Origin of the sequence: Humitalea rosea, from assembly GCF_003253705.1 — a bacterium.
In the GTDB taxonomy this organism is placed as follows: domain Bacteria; phylum Pseudomonadota; class Alphaproteobacteria; order Acetobacterales; family Acetobacteraceae; genus Humitalea; species Humitalea rosea.
This window is the reverse complement of the sequence record NZ_QKYU01000018.1, coordinates 79883-95449: the sequence shown is the minus strand read 5'-3', so window position 1 is coordinate 95449 and position 15567 is coordinate 79883. Positions and strand designations below refer to the sequence as shown.

Annotated in this window: 15 protein-coding genes and 1 pseudogene; 10 read left to right on the top strand and 6 right to left on the bottom strand. The window is 69.7% G+C overall.

Annotated elements, in window-relative coordinates:
• Positions 1–21: 21 nt before the first annotated feature.
• Entirely contained in the window at positions 22–969 is a 948-nt protein-coding gene (locus tag C8P66_RS15935; RefSeq protein WP_111399267.1) for an SMP-30/gluconolactonase/LRE family protein, read from the bottom strand.
• 197 nt (positions 970–1166) lie between these two features.
• The gene (locus C8P66_RS15930; protein ID WP_111399266.1) at positions 1167–1904 is read right to left on the bottom strand and encodes a maleate cis-trans isomerase family protein; all 738 of its coding nucleotides are present in this window, start codon (positions 1902–1904) and stop codon (positions 1167–1169) included.
• A 107-nt stretch (positions 1905–2011) separates the two neighbouring features.
• Here C8P66_RS15930 and C8P66_RS15925 point away from each other — a divergent pair, with 107 nt between their 5' ends.
• Genes C8P66_RS15925 through C8P66_RS15910 form a run of 4 tightly spaced genes read left to right on the top strand, consistent with a single transcriptional unit; the run spans position 2012 to position 5808 of the window.
• Positions 2012–2638 (top strand): TetR family transcriptional regulator, encoded by a 627-nt coding sequence (locus C8P66_RS15925; protein ID WP_111399292.1) that lies wholly within the window; start codon positions 2012–2014, stop codon positions 2636–2638.
• Positions 2639–2690: 52 nt separating this feature from the next.
• Positions 2691–3845, top strand: coding sequence for a Gfo/Idh/MocA family protein (locus C8P66_RS15920; protein ID WP_111399265.1), 1155 nt, complete (start codon positions 2691–2693; stop codon positions 3843–3845).
• Positions 3845–5002 carry a dihydrodipicolinate synthase family protein gene (locus C8P66_RS15915; RefSeq protein ID WP_111399264.1) on the top strand — a complete coding sequence of 386 codons (1158 nt, stop codon included), beginning with the start codon at positions 3845–3847 and terminating at the stop codon, positions 5000–5002. Before C8P66_RS15920 ends, C8P66_RS15915 begins: the two co-directional genes overlap by 1 nt.
• Positions 4999–5808, top strand: coding sequence for a sugar phosphate isomerase/epimerase family protein (locus tag C8P66_RS15910; protein ID WP_111399263.1), 810 nt, complete (start codon positions 4999–5001; stop codon positions 5806–5808). The genes C8P66_RS15915 and C8P66_RS15910 overlap by 4 nt, the downstream gene beginning before the upstream one ends.
• Before the next feature lies 1 nt (position 5809).
• Here the strand turns inward: C8P66_RS15910 and C8P66_RS15905 are convergent, their stop codons facing one another.
• Together C8P66_RS15905 and glpK are read right to left on the bottom strand one after the other, a co-directional pair.
• Positions 5810–6400, bottom strand: a complete 591-nt coding sequence (locus C8P66_RS15905) for a DedA family protein (protein ID WP_245903584.1) — start codon at positions 6398–6400, stop codon at positions 5810–5812.
• A gap of 120 nt (positions 6401–6520) precedes the next feature.
• Positions 6521–8039 (bottom strand): annotated as a pseudogene (gene glpK, locus C8P66_RS15900) (glycerol kinase GlpK).
• Positions 8040–8093: 54 nt separating this feature from the next.
• Between glpK and C8P66_RS15895 the strand changes: the two are divergent.
• On the top strand, positions 8094–8789 hold the full coding sequence (locus C8P66_RS15895) for a glutathione S-transferase family protein (protein ID WP_111399261.1): 696 nt from the start codon (positions 8094–8096) through the stop codon (positions 8787–8789).
• Here the strand turns inward: C8P66_RS15895 and C8P66_RS15890 are convergent.
• Together C8P66_RS15890 and C8P66_RS15885 are read right to left on the bottom strand one after the other, a co-directional pair.
• Positions 8677–9891, bottom strand: coding sequence for a Kelch repeat-containing protein (locus C8P66_RS15890; RefSeq protein ID WP_111399260.1), 1215 nt, complete (start codon positions 9889–9891; stop codon positions 8677–8679). The two genes, C8P66_RS15895 and C8P66_RS15890, sit on opposite strands and share 113 nt — an antisense overlap.
• Positions 9892–9956: 65 nt before the next feature.
• Positions 9957–10835 carry a helix-turn-helix transcriptional regulator gene (locus tag C8P66_RS15885; protein WP_111399259.1) on the bottom strand — a complete coding sequence of 293 codons (879 nt, stop codon included), beginning with the start codon at positions 10833–10835 and terminating at the stop codon, positions 9957–9959.
• 102 nt (positions 10836–10937) lie between these two features.
• Here C8P66_RS15885 and C8P66_RS15880 point away from each other — a divergent pair, with 102 nt between their 5' ends.
• The 5 genes from C8P66_RS15880 (at position 10938) to C8P66_RS15860 (ending at position 15562) form a co-directional block, all read left to right on the top strand.
• A complete protein-coding gene (locus C8P66_RS15880) occupies positions 10938–11642 on the top strand; it encodes an ABC transporter permease (RefSeq protein ID WP_245903583.1) in 705 nt (234 codons plus the stop codon).
• A complete protein-coding gene (locus C8P66_RS15875; RefSeq protein WP_111399258.1) occupies positions 11642–12361 on the top strand; it encodes an ATP-binding cassette domain-containing protein in 720 nt (239 codons plus the stop codon). Before C8P66_RS15880 ends, C8P66_RS15875 begins: the two co-directional genes overlap by 1 nt.
• 29 nt (positions 12362–12390) lie before the next feature.
• Positions 12391–13227 carry a substrate-binding domain-containing protein gene (locus C8P66_RS15870; protein ID WP_111399257.1) on the top strand — a complete coding sequence of 279 codons (837 nt, stop codon included), beginning with the start codon at positions 12391–12393 and terminating at the stop codon, positions 13225–13227.
• The gene (locus C8P66_RS15865) at positions 13224–14024 is read left to right on the top strand and encodes a molybdate ABC transporter substrate-binding protein (protein ID WP_111399256.1); all 801 of its coding nucleotides are present in this window, start codon (positions 13224–13226) and stop codon (positions 14022–14024) included. The genes C8P66_RS15870 and C8P66_RS15865 overlap by 4 nt, the downstream gene beginning before the upstream one ends.
• Positions 14025–14101: 77 nt before the next feature.
• On the top strand, positions 14102–15562 hold the full coding sequence (locus C8P66_RS15860; protein ID WP_245903581.1) for an FAD-binding oxidoreductase: 1461 nt from the start codon (positions 14102–14104) through the stop codon (positions 15560–15562).
• Positions 15563–15567: the final 5 nt, after the last annotated feature.

Sequence of the window (15567 nt, the reverse complement as noted above, 5' to 3'; positions counted from 1 at the left end):
GGTTCAAGCCATGCAAGCCCATCAGACCGCGGCAGTGGCGTTAACCGTCACGGCGTAGAGGGACCGGCTTGCCGCCATGAACAGCCGGTTGCGGTGACGGCCGCCAAACTCAAGGTTTGCACAGCGTTCCGGCAGGTGGATGTGCCCAAGCGGCGCTCCCGCAGCGTTGAAAACCCGCACCCCATCCTGGCCGGCGCCCATGCCCCAGCCGCACCACAGATTGCCCTCCGTATCCAAACGGAACCCGTCCGGCGATTCGCCTGCGGCGCATTGGATCAGCACGCGCGGCGTTCCGAGCCTTGCGCCATCATCCAACACATCACAGGCCAGGATCTGCCGCGGCTCGGCCCGGCTCGCCACGATGTAGAGGATCGATTCATCGGGGCTGAAGGCGAGGCCATTGGGCCCGGGGATGCCTTCGGCGACCAGCTTGATCGCCCGCGTCCTGCCATCGACCCGGTACACGCCGTGCGGCAATTCGGGCTCCGTCATGCTGCCTTCGTAGTTGCTCATGATTCCAAAGGGCGGATCGGTGAACCAGATGCTGCCATCCGATTTCACCACCAGATCGTTGGGGCTGTTGAGCCGCTTCCCCTCAAACCGGTCGGCCATCACGGTGATCCGCCCATCATGTTCTGTCCGAGTGACGCGCCGTCCGCCATGCTCGCAGGTGACCAACCGGCCGCTACGGTCCGTGGTGTTGCCGTTGGCGAAGTTGGAGGGGCTGCGGAACACCGACACGGTGCCGCCATCCTCCTCCCACCGCAGGATCCGCTGGTTGGGAATGTCGGACCAAAGCAGGGTCCGGTGCGCACCGAACCAGACCGGCCCTTCAGACCAGGCTCCCCCGGTCCAAAGCCGTTCGATCACCGAATTCATCACCCGGAACCGGGCGAAGGACGGGTCGAGCATCTCAAACGCTTCCTCGGGATACCGGGCCGAGGGGGTGAAGGGGGGGGCGTCGGGCATGGGAATTCCTCCAATTCCCTGCAGCGTGGCCCGGCTCAATCCGGGTGCCAATCCTTTCCCGTCGAGATCCTGGAAATCGCATGCCGCGGACAATTCAGCAGCCATGCCGCCGGTCCCCGGGCCGGGCCGCGGCACCGCATCGGGCGCGATCATGGCTCGGTCGGTCCCGTCAGACGTCGCAGGCGCCTGACGGGCGCTCAGATCACTCCCGCAAGGCTGCCCCAGCCCACCGGCCGTGCCGTGACCCCGGCCAGCCCGAGCCCGCCAAGGAGCCCCAGCGCGGTGGCATCCCAAAGCGGTATCCCCGTCTCCGCCTCGACCTCGGCCGCCAGCGGTGCCGCCGGGTAATTGGTGCACCAGGCCAGAAGCACATCCGGCCTGCCCGCCGCCAGCGCCTGCGCCTGGGACAGGATCGTCTCGTAACCGACCGAGGCGTAGGACAGATTGTCGGTCATCCCCAGATGCCGCTCCGCCACCACCGCCACGCCATCCCGCCCGAGGCGCTCCACCAGCCGGTGCTGGGGCCCTTCGGCATAGGGCGTCAGCAGCCCGATGGCGCGGACACCGGCCCGCTCCAACGCGCGCAGCAGCGCAAGGCCGGAGGTATCGGCGGGGATGCCTGTCGCCTGCGTGATCCGCGCCACCAGGTCGCGGTCGTGCTCGAGCCCGATGCTCCCGCCCTTGCTCCCGTTCCAGATGATCGCATCCGGCCTTGCATGGGCGAGCAGAGCCGCGGCCACCAGCATCGCGTCCAGGTTGTAGCTGTCCGGAAACGGATCACGTTCGCCATGCACGGGGATGCGCGCGAACAGCGCCGCGGCCTCCGGCAGATCGCGCAGCATCGCCTGGGTCGTGCGTTCGACCACGGTATTGCCTGAGGGGGTGATCGTGCCGATCAGCCGGGGTTTGGGCGGCATCAGCCGTGTTGCGTCCATGGCTTCAGGCTGGCAAGCGGAAGCCCCGCCGTCCATGGTCCAAGATGCAGGCCGACAGGCAAGGACAGTACGATATGAGCGATTTGGCGGAGGTAGGCAGACGCGGGGTGGCGGCCCCCCTGTCGCCGCGTGCGGCCGCGACGCGCCAGCGTATCCTCGATGCGGCATTGACCGAATTCGCCGCCAACGGGCTGGCCGGCGCCCGGGTGGATGAGATCGCGACCCGCGCCGATGCCAACAAGCGCATGATCTACGCGCATTTCGGCAGCAAGGAGGAGCTGTGGCTGGCGGTGCTGGAAACCGCCTATGCCGCCAAGCGCGCCGAGGAACATGCGCTGGAAACCGCCGACCTGCCGCCGGTCGAAGCGATGCGGGCGCTGGTGCGCTTCAACCTGCGCTATACTGCAGCCCACCCCGAATTCGTGGCGCTGCTGAACCAGGAGAACATCCACCGCGCCGCCTATCTCAAGCGCAGCGGCGCGGTGCCGGCACTCTATTCCCCCCTGCTGGCCGCCCTCGGCGCCGTGCTGGCGCGCGGGCAGCGGGAGGGTGTGTTCCGCGACGGGGTGGATGCGATGCAGCTCTACGTCTCGATCCTCGGCCTCGGGCATTTCTACATCGCCAACCGCCACACCCTCTCCACCATCTTCGGCGCGGAACTGCATACCGAGGCATCGCTGGCCGCGCGCGAGGCGCATATCGAGGAGGTCGTGCTCGGCTACCTGCGGCCTTGACGACCGCCCGACCGAGGAAGTAACCATCCGGTTACCGATCGGGAGACAGCGCATGGCGGAACGACGCATTGGCCTCATCATGAACGGCGTGACCGGCCGGATGGGGATGAACCAGCATCTCATCCGCTCCATCGCCGCGATCCGCGCCGATGGCGGCGTGCCGCTGACCAATGGCGACCGGCTGATGCCCGACCCCGTCATCACCGGCCGCAACGAAGGCAAGCTGCGCGCTTTGGCCAAGGCCTATGGGATCGAGCGGGTGTCGACCGACCTCGACGCCTGCCTGGCGAACCCCGAGGACACCATCTTCTTCGATGCCGCCACGACGCAGATGCGCGGAGGGCTGATCCGCAAGGCGATCGCCGCCGGCAAGCACATCTATTGCGAGAAGCCGACCTCGGACACGCTGGCCGAGGCGCTGGATCTCGCCCGCATCGCCAAATCCGCCGGCATCAAGCACGGCGTGGTGCAGGACAAGCTGTTCCTGCCCGGCCTGCGCAAGTTGAAGATGGCGATCGACAGCGGCTTCTTCGGCAAGATTTTGTCGGTGAAGGGCGAGTTCGGCTACTGGGTCTTTGAAGGCGATCTGCAACCGGCGCAGCGTCCCTCCTGGAACTACAAGAAAGCGGAAGGCGGCGGCATCATCCTCGATATGCTCTGCCACTGGCGCTACGTGCTGGACAATCTGTTCGGTGAGGTCCGCAGCGTCTCCTGCCTCGGCGCCACTCATATCCCCGAACGGATCGGCGAGGACGGCAAGCCCTATGTCGCCGATACCGACGATGCCGCCTATGCGACCTTCCAGCTCGAAGGCGGGGTGATCGCCCATATCAACTCCTCCTGGGTCACCCGCGTGCGGCGCGACGACCTCGCCACCTTCCAGGTCGATGGCACCCATGGCAGCGCCGTCTGCGGCCTGCAAAAATGCTGGACCCAGAGCCGGGTAAACACGCCCAAGCCCGTCTGGAACCCGGACGTGCCGCAGCCCATCGACTTCTTCGAGGGCTGGCAGGAAATCCCCGATACCCAGGCCTACCCGAACGGGTTCCGCGCCCAGTGGGAGCTATTCCTGCGTTACGTGGCCGGCGACGTTCCGACCTACCCCTGGGATCTGCTGGCCGGCGCCAAGGGCGTGCAACTCGCTGAAGCCGGGCTGCAATCCTGGGCGGAGCGCCGCTGGATCGACCTGCCGGAGTTGACCGTGTGATGGCAACCCTCACGCTTCCCGTGCCGGGCGGTCTCGCGCCCTTCACCACCGGCGCCCCCCGCGTTTTCCCCAAGGCGACGCCCCCCTTCCCCCGCATTGCCTTCGCCGCGGCGCATCTGGTCGCCGACGCCATGGCGCCGCAGGACCCCTGGCTGGATGTGAAGGTCGATTGGGACCGCACCATCGCCTTCCGCCAGTACCTCTGGTCACTCGGCCTCGGCGTCGCCGAGGCCATGGACACGGCGCAGCGCGGCATGGGCCTCGACTGGGTGGGCGCGCAAGAACTGATCAAGCGTTCGCTCGACGCCATGCGGGATTTTCCGGACGCGGTCATGGCCTCCGGCGCCGGCACCGACCATCTGCCGCCCGGCCCCGACGTCACCATCGACGACGTCATCCGCGCCTATGAGGAACAATGCGCGGCGGTCGAGGCGATGGGCGGCCGCATCATCCTGATGGCGTCTCGCGCCTTGGCGAAGGCAGCGAAATCCCCGGCCGACTACGAGCGCGTCTATGACCGCATCCTGAGCCAGGTGAAGCAGCCGGTGATCATCCATTGGCTGGGCGAGATGTTTGACCCGGCCTTGGAAGGCTACTGGGGCAACCACGACCACATGGCGGCGATGGAGACGGCGCTGGCCGTGATCCACGCCCATGCCGACAAGGTCGATGGCGTGAAGATCTCTTTGCTGGATGACCAGAAAGAGATTTCCATGCGCCGCCGCCTGCCGAAATCGGTGCGGATGTATACCGGCGACGACTTCAACTACGCCGAGCTGATCGCCGGCGATGCGCAGGGCCATTCCGACGCGCTGCTCGGCATCTTCGACCCGATCGCGCCTGCGGTCGGCGGCGCGCTGGCCGCGCTGTCGAAGAACGACCTCACCACCTTTCACGACATCCTGGCGCCAACGGTGCCGCTGTCGCGCCACATCTTCCAGGCGCCGACACGCTTCTACAAGACCGGCGTGGTGTTCATGGCCTGGCTGAACGGCCACCAGGACCATTTCGTCATGGTCGGCGGCCAGCAGAGCACCCGCTCCATCCAGCATTTTTCGGAACTGTTCCGGCTGGCCGATGCGGCCGGGCTGCTGCGCGATCCCGATCTCGCGGTGGCGCGGATGCGGTCGCTGCTCGCGGTGCATGGCGTGGCATGAGGCCGCTCTCGCTCAACACCGTCACCGTCAAGGAAGCCTGGGGCCTCGCGGAATGCATCGAGGGCTGTGCCCGGCACGGCATCCCCGGCATCTCGCCCTGGCGGGATGTGCTGGCCGCCATGGGTGTGGAGGCCGCCGCGCGGCAAATCCGCGATGCGGGGCTGACCGTCAGCGGGCTTTGCCGCGGCGGCATGTTCCCCGCCGCAGATGCCGCCGGCCGCGCCGCCGCCATCGAGGACAACCGCCGCGCCATCGCCGAGGCCCATGCCATCGGCGCCGCCTGCCTCGTCATGGTCTGCGGCGGCCTGCCGCCCGGTTCGCGCGACCTGCCCGGGGCGCGGCAGATGGTGGCCGATGGCTTGGCGGCGATCCTGCCCGAGGCCCGCGCAGCCGGCGTCACCTTGGCACTCGAACCGCTGCATCCGATGACCTGCGCCGATCGCAGCGTGCTCTCCACCTTGGCGCAGGCGCTGGATCTTTGCGATGCGCTGGGCTCGGGCACCGGGGTCGCCGTCGATGCCTACCATGTGTGGTGGGACCCGGTGCTGGCGGCGAACATGGCACGTGCGGGCAGCCGCATCGCCGGGCTGCATATCTGTGATTGGCTGGTGCCGACGACCGACCTCGTCTTCGACCGCGGCATGCCGGGCGATGGCGTCATCGACCTTGGCGGCTTCCAGGCGATGGCGGAGGCGGCGGGCTACGCCGGGCTGGTGGAGGTGGAACTCCTCTCCCGCCGCTGGTGGTCCGAGGACCCAGACCATGTGCTGCGGATCATGAAGGAGCGCCACGCCGCCATCGGCTGACTCAGCGCAGCGGCCCCTCGCCGGCCAGGGCCACGGCCCGGCGACGGCGGCGCGCCAGCCAGGCGCGGGTGAGGAAGCCAAGCAGGATGATCAGCCCGACGGCCGCGATGACGTAGCCAAGCGAGTCCGGCCCCAGGCAGACCGCGAGGTACCAGCCGGCCGCGACGAAGGTCCAGGCCCAGATCCCGGCCGCGATGAAGTTGAGGATGGCAAACCGCGCCGGGTCCATGCCCGCGAGACCGCAGGCCGCCGAGGCCACGTTGCGGATGCCATAAAGGAAGCGGAAGCTCAGCACGAACATGGTGCCGTAGCGATCGAGCAGCGACGTCGCAGAAACAACTTTTTTCTCGGCGTTTGGAAATCGTCGCAGGACACTGGGGCCATATCGCCGCCCGAGCCAGAACCAGGTCTGGTCACCGGCATAGGAGCCGAACCAGACGCAGCCGCCCAGGATCCAGGGATTCACGGCGCCAGACACCGCCCCCACCGCCGCGGCGGCAAGCACGAAGGTCTCACCTTCGAAGAACGCCCAGAGAGCAGCCACGCCATAGGCCAGCCAACCCCACTCGGCCCAGAACTCGGCCAATCGCATGACTCCCCGTGCCGCCGATCTCGCCCCACCTCGGGTGGACCGATCTTCGTAATCCGATGCCCGAACTAAATGAAGGTGTCTTAATGTCCTATCATTAGCCTAGGCGGCTTTCGGGCCGGGTCAAAGAGGATACTGCGCATCATGGCGTGAGCGGTTCGTTAATGTTCTTGCCACGGCCCCCCGCCATAAAGCACGGCGCCGCGCGGCCTCCGCCGGGGCCATGCCGGGCAGGAATCGCCGCTCCAACCGCCATTGCGAACCGGCGGCGACATCACCCGGCGCTGCCAGCAGCCCGGCCTGTACACCCGCCAGATAGGCGGCCCCCGAGGGCGGTCGTCTCCTGTACCACCGGCCGGTCCACCGGCGCGTCCAGGATATCGGCCAGGAACTGCATCGTGAAATCGCTGGCGCTCATCCCGCCATCGACGCGCAGCACCGTGGGCGACAGGCCGGAGAGGTCGGCGGCCATCGCGTCCATCAGGTCGCGGGTCTGGAAGGCCACGGCCTCCAGCGCCGCGCGGGCAATCTCCGCGGGGCCGGTGTTGCGGGTCAGCCCATAGATGGCCCCGCGCGCCTCCGCATCCCAATGCGGCGCGCCGAGGCCGACGAAGGCCGGCACCATCACCACCGCCTGGGCCGGGTCGGCACGCAAGGCCAGCGGCCCACTTTCGGCGGCATCCCCGATGATCCGCAAACCATCCCGCAGCCATTGTACCGCAGCCCCGGCGGCAAAGATCGCGCCCTCCAGCGCATAGGTGCGGCGGCCGCCCAACTGCCAGGCGATGGTGGTCAGCAGCCGGTTGGCGGAGGCGACCGGCGTATCGCCCGTCACCATCAGGGCGAAGCAGCCGGTGCCATAGGTCGATTTCACCATCCCCGGGGTGAAGCAGGCCTGGCCCAGGGTCGCCGCCTGCTGATCGCCCGCGATCCCGCGAATGGGCAGGGCCGCGCCGAGCACGGAGGGATCGGTGGTGCCGAATTCGGCGGCGCAATCCATCACCTGCGGCAGCACCGCGCGCGGAATGTCGAACAGCCGCAGCAGATCATCGTCCCAACAACCGTTGCGGATGTCGAACAGCATGGTCCGGGCGGCGTTGGTCGCATCGGTCGCGTGCACCCGCCCGCCGGTCAGATGCCAAAGCAGCCAGCTATCGACCGTGCCGAAGCACAGCTCCCCCCGGGCCGCGGCCGGGCGGGCGCCGGGGATGGTGTCGAGCAGCCAGGCGAGCTTGGTCGCGCTGAAATAGGGGTCCGGCAGCAGCCCGCTGCGTTCGGCGATCAGGGGTCCGGCGCCCTCGGCCCGCAGCCGCTCGCATGCGGGCTCGGTGCGGCGGTCCTGCCAGACGATCGCCCGGGCCAGTGCCCGCCCGGTTGCGCGATCCCAGAGCAGCACGGTCTCCCGCTGGTTGGTCAGCCCGAGCCCGGCGATGCGGCCGGGCGCGCGGGCCATCACCTCGCGCAGCACCGACAGGCTATGGGCGAGCAGGTCGGCCGGCTCATGCTCCACCCAGCCCGGGGCCGGGTAGTGCTGCGGTAGCTCGATCCGCGCCGTGGCGCGCGGGACCAGATCCAGCCCGAAGGCGATGGCGCGCGTCGAGGTGGTGCCCTGGTCCAGGGCCAGCAACAGCGTGTCGTCCATTTGCACAGCCCCTCCCCTGGCGGCAGCATAGGCTGGACTGCGGGGATCAAACACATGAGCGGCTTGAAGCTATGGGATCTGGCCGGGGAGGACCCCGCGCGGCGCTTCAGCCCCTATTGCTGGCGCACCCGGATGGCGCTGGTACACAAGGGGCTGGCGGTCGAAACCCTGCCCTGGCGCTTCACCGATCGCGCCGCCATCGCGCCGCATACCAAGGTGCCGGTGCTGGAACACCCGGGCGGCAGCCTGTCCGACAGCTGGGCCATCGCCGAATGGCTGGAGGAGAGCTACCCCGCCCGCCCCTCGCTGTTCCGTGGCGAGGGCGGGCGGGCGCTGTCGCTCTTCGTCAACAGCTTCGCCGATGCGATGCTGATGGGCCCCATCGCGCGGCTGATCGTCGCCGATATTCCGGCCGTACTGGTCGAACACGACCGCGCCTATTTTCACGAGAGCCGCGAGGCGCGCTTTGGCATGCCCTTGGCGCAGGTCTCGGCCGACCGGGAGACGGCGGTGGTCGCCTTCCGCCAGTCGCTGCTGCCGCTGCGTCTCGTGCTGCGCCAGCGCGACTGGCTGGGCGGCGTCACCCCCGCCTATGCCGATCATATCGTCTTCGGCTGCTTCCAATGGGCGCGCTGCGTCAGCCCGTTTGCGCTGCTGGCCAAGGATGATCCGCTCTATGATTGGCGCGAGCGGATGCTGGATGCCTATGGCGGGTTGGCACGCGCCGTCCCCGCCTTCGCGGAGGCCTGATCACCCCAGGGTACAAGGCCTCGTGCACCGCGGATTTCACCCCGCCGCCCACCACCGGCCCGCCACCCGCCACATGGATCCAGTCGCCGATGGTGACGGCTCCCATGCCATGGCGCGGCGTCGGCATCGGCGCATGCTGCTGCCAGGTATCGGCGACGGGGTCGTAGCTCTCGACCTGGCCATGCACATGGCCGGTCAGCACCCGCCCCTCGAACCGCCCGCTCTCGCCCCCCATCGCGAAGAACCGCCCGCGCAAGATCACCAACCCATGGCCGGAGCGCGGCGTCGGCAGCGGCGCCCGTGCCTCCCAGGTGTCGCGGTCGGCGAAATACACGTGATGCAGGCCGGTGTTGTATTCGAAGGTGTTGAACCGGCCGCCGATCACATGGATCGCGCCCTCACGCACCACCGCCCCGGCATGGTCGCGGGCGCCGGGCAGCGCTTTTCGCGCGCTCCACGCATCCGCCTGCGGATCATAGACCTCGTGCCAGCCGACCGAGGCGCGTTCGCTGTCGGGGTTCGAGGCCCCGCCGATGTGGTGGATCTTGCCGCCCAGCACCGCGAGCGAGCCGGCCGCCCTCGGCCGCGGCATCGGCGCGATGGCGTCCCAGCGATCGGCGGCGACGTCATAGACAAAGGCCAGCGTGTCGGCATTTCGGTTCTGCGCCGAGAAGCCGCCGAAGGCATAGATCCGCCCGGCATGGGCGACCACGCCGACATGATTGGCGCCCCGCGGCAGGCGGGCGGCCTCGGCCCAACTGTCGGCCCCGGGATCATACACATGGTGGTAGCTGTTGTTGACCAGCTGCTCCGCATAGCCGCCGATGACATGCAGCTTGCCGGCCCATTCGGCGGCCCAGGCCATCTCCGTGCGCGGGATCGGCAGCAGCGCGCGTTCCTCCCAGTGGCCGGACGGGCCGGCGGGGGCGGGGCTTTCCACGAAGCGCTGCGCGTATTGGGCGGGGGTCAGGACGACCGGGCCATCGCCGCGCAGGGGCGCAAGCCGCTCGGGCGGGATCGGCGCGCCATGATGCGGCATCTGCGCCCGCGCGCGCCCCGCAGCCAGGGCCATCGCACTGCCAAGAAGCAACCTGCGGTTCATGTCGCACCTCTCCACAGAGATGGGTCCCAGATAGCGATCCGTTCATGCAACGGAAAGATGCTGCCTCAAAGGTTGAACGCGACCTGCCCCGTCGGCGCAATGTCATAGCCGCCCATGTGCCCCGCCCGCGCGGCGAAGAGCGCACCACGGGCAAAGCCCAGCAGCCGTTGCAGCGGCGGCTCAAAAGCATGCCTGCGTTCCATCACCAGATCGAAGCGCTCCCGGATCAGCGGCACGAAATCCAGCCCCCGCGCCGTCGCCTCGGCGCGAATGCCGAAGCCGACCTCGGCGCGGCCTTCCAGCACGGCGGCGGCCACCTCATCCTCGGCCAGCGCCGGCTGCGCCAGGAAGCCGATCTGTTCGACCCGCACCCCGGCCTCGGCCAGCAGATGCCCGAGCAGGACGTGGCTGCCCGCCCGCGGCTGCCGCCCGACCATCCGAAGCCCCGGCCGGGTCAGGTCGGTGACGCGGGCGAGCCCCAGCGGATTGCCGGCGGGGACCATCAACCCCTGCTCCCGCCAAGCCCAGACCAGCCCGACCACGCCGCGCCCGGCCAGCATCTCGCGCACCGCCGGTTCGTTGAAGGCACCGCTATCCGGGTCGAGCAGATGCGTGGCGGCGGCGACCGCCTCGCCGGCGGCCAGGGCCGCCAGCCCCTCCAGGCTGCCCCCCGAGCGCAGCGCCAGGCCGCAGCCCGATTGCCGCACCGCCCAATCCAGCAGCGGATCATGGCTGCCGGCGAGGATGGCGGGGGGCGCTGCGCGCGCGCCTTCGGCGTTATCCGCCGCCGCACTCAGCCAGTGTTCCAGCTGCCGGCGGGGAAAGAGCCATTTGCCGCCGATCTGCGCGGCGGGCACGCGTCCGCCGCGCGCCAGCTCATACAGCGAGCGTTCGGAGAGGCGGAGGAAGGCCGCAGCCTCCTTCAGGGTCAGGACATCCGGCATATGCCGGCAAAATCCGGCAAACGATGTAGCCACGTCAAGCACCAATACGGTTGACGCTTTCTCCTGCCGGTTCCAGTTCTGCTAAGCCATGGGGAAAGACGCTTGAACGACCTGGGCAGCGCCCTGACCACAGCCGCCTCGATGGTCACCACCGCCGATCCCGCGGTGGTGCAGGTGGTGCTGCTGTCGCTGCGGGTCAGCCTGACGGCGGTCGCCATCGCGGCATTGGTCGGCCTGCCGCTCGGGGCGCTGCTGGCGGTGGCGCAGTTTCCGGGGCGGCGGGTGATGATCGTCGCCCTCAATGCGCTGATGGGGCTGCCACCGGTGGTCTGCGGGCTGCTGGTCTATCTGCTGCTGTCCCGCTCCGGCCCGCTCGGCCCGCTCGGCCTGCTGTTCACGCCCACCGCGATGGTGATCGCCCAGGCGGTGCTGATCGCGCCCATCCTCGCAGCACTGGCGCGGCAGCTGCTGGAAGGCATGTGGGAGGAATATTCCGAACAGCTCCGCTCCTTCGGCGCCGGCCCCTGGCGCGCGGTGCCAACCCTGCTCTGGGACGGGCGCTACGCGCTGCTGACGGTGCTGCTGGCGGGGTTTGGCCGCGCGAGCGCCGAGGTCGGCGCCGTGATGATCGTCGGCGGCAACATCGACGGCTTTACCCGGGTGATGACCACCGCCATCGCGCTGGAGACCAGCAAGGGCGACCTGCCGCTGGCCCTGGCACTCGGCATGGTGCTGATGGCGATCGTGCTGACGGTGAATGCGGCGGCCCAGGTGCTGCGCGACAGCTCGGCACGCTGGGCCGGCTGATGCGGGCGCCCGACACCATCCTGCCGCTGACCGCCGAAGGGCTCGGCTTCGCCCGCAACGGCGTCGATATCCTGTGCGACGTGTTCCTGACCATTGAACCGGGCGCCCCCACCCTCATCATCGGCCCCAATGGCGCCGGCAAGAGCGTGCTGCTGCGCCTGCTGCATGGGCTGCTGGACCCCACCGCCGGCCGCATCGTCTACGCGCCCGCGCCCGAGCCCCGCCGGCGTCAGGCCATGGTGTTCCAGCGCCCGGTGCTGCTGCGGCGCTCCGTGCTCGGCAATGCGCTCTATCCGCTGGCCCTGGCCGGGGTGCCGCGCGGCGAACGCGATGCGCGCGCCCGCGCCGCCTTGGCGTTGGTCGGGCTTGAGGCGCTGGCGGGGCGGCCCGCGCGCCGCCTCTCCGGCGGCGAGCAGCAGCGTCTGGCGCTGGCCCGCGCCGCAGCGCTGAACCCCGATGTGCTGTTCCTCGACGAGCCCTGCGCGAGCCTGGACCCCGCCGCGACACGTGCGGTGGAGCAGATCGTCACCGCCCTCGCCGCCCGCGGCACCAAGATCGTCATGACCACCCATGACCTCGGGCAGGCACGCCGCCTCGCCGGGGATGTGGTGTTCCTCCATCGCGGCCGGCTGCTCGAACAGACGCCGGCCGAGGTCTTCTTCACCGAACCCGAAACGCCCGAGGCCGCCGCCTTCCTGCAAGGGCAGCTGGTCTGGTGAGGCACACCAACACTCAAGGGAGAGCCACCATGCTCAAGACGCTTCGCAGAACCCTTCTCGCCGTCTTCCTGGGGGCGCTGGCCCTGCCGGCGCTGGCGCAGGAGCGCAGCATCACCGTCGCCTCCACCACCTCCACCGAGCAATCGGGGCTGTTCGGCTATTTGCTGCCGATCTTCACCCAGGCCAGCGGCATCACCGTGCGTGTCGTCGCCCTCGGCACCGGGCAGGCGCTGGATGTCGGCCGGCGGGGGGATGCGGATGTGCTGTTCGTCCATGACCGCGTCGCCGAGACCCGCTTCGTCACCGAGGGCTATGGCGGGCCGCGCCACCACGTCATGTTCAACGACTTCGTGCTGATCGGCCCCGCCGCCGATCCCGCCCATATCGCCGGGCTGCGGGACACCGCCGAGGCGCTGCGCCGCATCGCCGCCGCTGCCTCCCCCTTCGTCTCGCGCGGCGACCGCTCGGGCACCCATGCGGCCGAGCTGCGGCTCTGGGTGCAGGCGGGTGTCGATCCGGTGCAGGGCCGTGGCGCCTGGTACCGCGAGGTCGGCCAGGGCATGGGCCCGGCGCTGAACGCCGCCGCCGCGCAGAACGCCTATATCCTGGCCGATCGCGGCACCTGGCTCGCCTTCCGCAACCGGCAGGAGCTGAAGATCGTGGTCGAGGGCGATGCCCGGCTGTTCAACCAGTATGGCGTCATGCTGGTCAGCCCGCAGCGGCATCCGAGTGTCAAGGTCGTCGATGGCCAGCGCTTCATCGACTGGCTGATCTCGCCGGCGGGACAGACGGCGATCGCGGGCTACAAGATCAACGGTGAGCAGCTGTTCTTCCCCAACGCCACCCAGCCCGAGCCGGTGTCGTGAAGCGGCTGGCGCTGCTCCTGGCCCTGGTGGCGGCCACCCCGGCCAGCGCCGAGCCGGTGCGGCTCGCCGCCGCCGGCTCCCTGCGCGCGGCCTTGTCGGAGGTCGCGACCGCCTTTGCCGCCAGCCCTGGCGGCGGGCCGGTCACGACCAGCTTCGGCCCCTCCGGCCTGCTGCGGCAGCGGATCGCCGCCGGCGAGCCCGCCGAGGTCTTCGCCAGCGCCAATATGGAACACCCCGAGGCGCTGGGGCGGGAACGCGGCCGCCCGACCGTGCTCTTCGCCCGTAACCGGCTTTGCGCCATCGCCCGGTCCGGCCTTGCGGTGACGAGCGAGACCCTGCTCGACCGGATGCTCGACCCGGCGGTGAAGCTCGGCATCTCCACCCCCCGCGCCGATCCGTCGGGGGATTACGCCTTCGCGCTGTTCGCCCGCGCCGAGGGCCTGCGCCCTGGCGCACGCGCGGCGCTGGAGGCGCGTGCCCTGCAATTGTCGGGCGGGCCGAACAGCCCGACCCCGCCGCCGGGGCGGGATTCCTACGCCTGGCAGTTCGAGCGCGGGGCGGCGGATATCTACCTCGCCTATTGCACCAATGCGCTGCTGGCCCGCGCCGCCGACCCCTCGCTGCAACAGATCGCGGTGCCGGCGGCACTCTCCGTCGCGGCGGATTACGGGCTGATCCTGCTCTCCGACCGGCCGGAGGCGGCGCGCTTCGCGCTGTTCATCCTCTCCCCGGCCGGCCAGGCGGTACTGGCCCGCCACGGCTTCGATGCGCCGGGGCTGCCGCAGGGGACGCGCTGACGCGGCCGCGCCACACAAGGCTCCGATGCGGCCGCCCCAGTTGACCCACCCCAGTTGACCGGGGCGCCGCCACGCGCATGGATGCGACCACCATGCCGGATGCAACCCCTCCCCTCCCCGCACTGCCCCCGGGCCTGCTCACGGCGCTGACCGCCGTGCTCGGCCCCAAGGGGGTGGTGACCGATGCCGCCGATCTGGCTGCCTGGACCACCGATTGGCGCGGCCTGTACCAGGGCGCGACCCCCTGCCTGCTGCGCCCGGCCAGCACCAGCGAGGTCTCGGCCACCGTTCGGCTGCTGGCCCAGGCCGGGGTGCCGATGGTGCCCCAGGGCGGCAATACCAGCATGGTCGGCGGCGCCGCCCCGGATGAGAGCGGGCGGCAGGTCATCCTCTCCCTCACCCGGATGAACCGCATCCGGGATGTGGACACGCTGGACATGACCATGACGGCCGAGGCCGGGGTCATCCTCAAATCTGCTCAAGAGGCCGCCGCGGCGGCCGGCGCGCTGTTCCCGCTGTCACTGGGCGCCGAGGGCTCGGCCACCATCGGCGGCGTGCTCTCGACCAACGCCGGCGGCAATACCACCGTGCGCTACGGCAATGCGCGGGAGTTGATGCTGGGCCTTGAGGTGGTGCTGCCCGATGGGCAGGTCTTCTCCGGGCTGCGCCGCTTGCGGAAGGACAATACCGGCTACGCGCTGAAGCATCTGTTCGTGGGCGCCGAGGGCAGCCTCGGGCTGATCACCGCGGCCACCCTGCGGCTCTACCCGCCCGCCCGCGCGACGGCGGTCGCCCTCTGCGCCGTCGCGTCGGAGGATGCGGCGCTGGCGCTGTTCCGCCGCTTCCGCGACCGGGACGAGACGGCGATCCGCGCCTTCGAATACATGTCCGGCATCGGCATGGGCATGGTCCGCCGCCACATCGAGGGGGCGACGGTGCCGGTCGAGGGCGAACACGACCACTACTGCCTCGTCGATCTCGCCTCCTCCCGCGCCGATGCCGATCTGCATGGGCTGATGGAATCGGTGCTGGAGGACGCGATGGCGGCCGAGGAGGTGCTGGATGCCGCTTTGGCGCGATCCGACGCCCAGGCTGCCGCGATCTGGCGCCTGCGGGAAGAACACCCCGAGGCCCAGAAACGCGCCGGCGCCAGCGTGAAGAGCGACGTCTCCGTCCCCGTCTCCCGCACGCCGGAGCTGATCCGCCGCGCCTCGGCGGCGCTGCGCAAGCTGATCCCCGGCAGCCGCCCGGTGCCCTTCGGCCATATGGGCGACGGGAATATCCATATGAACCTGGCCCAGCCGGAGGACATGTCCGCCGCGGAGTTCCTGGCCCGCGGCCATGACATCATGGACACGGTGAACGAGGTCGTCCGCGACCTGGATGGCTCCTTCAGCGCCGAGCACGGCATCGGGCGGCTCAAGACCGACATGATGGAGTCGTGGCGCGGGGGTGCGGAGCTGGAGGCGATGCGGCGCATCAAATCCGCCTTCGATCCACAGGGGCTGATGAACCCGGGCAAGGTTCTGCCCAGCTGAACCGG